Source organism: Pseudomonas sp. AC083, from assembly GCF_979253165.1.
The window spans coordinates 1-248 of the sequence record NZ_CEEDDH010000270.1; the positions used below are offsets into that span (position 1 = coordinate 1).

1 protein-coding gene is annotated in these 248 nt (G+C 39.9%); it reads left to right on the plus strand.

Going from position 1 to position 248, the window contains the following annotated elements; all coding sequences use genetic code 11:
• Positions 1-210: DoxX family protein (locus AC0IXA_RS27930; RefSeq protein WP_471814983.1), on the plus strand; the 210-nt coding region annotated here is incomplete at its 5' end.
• Positions 211-248: the final 38 nt, after the last annotated feature.

The following is a 248-nucleotide window of genomic DNA, read 5'->3' on the forward strand; positions in this document are numbered from 1 at the left end:
GGAACACGTATTTTCGCAGCATTATTTGTACCAATTATGGCTGTGGCGATTATGACGGTTGGTTTTTCTAAAGGATTTGTTGGCGGTTATGAATTTGAACTATCACTGCTTGTCATGGCGCTTTATTTAACACTTAGCGGCAGTAAGATGCTGTCCATTGATGGGCTGCTAAAACATCAGCAGCAAAGCAATGAAGCAAAATTTCATTAAACGATCATGAAAAAAACTCCTTCTGCTATGTGTGGCAG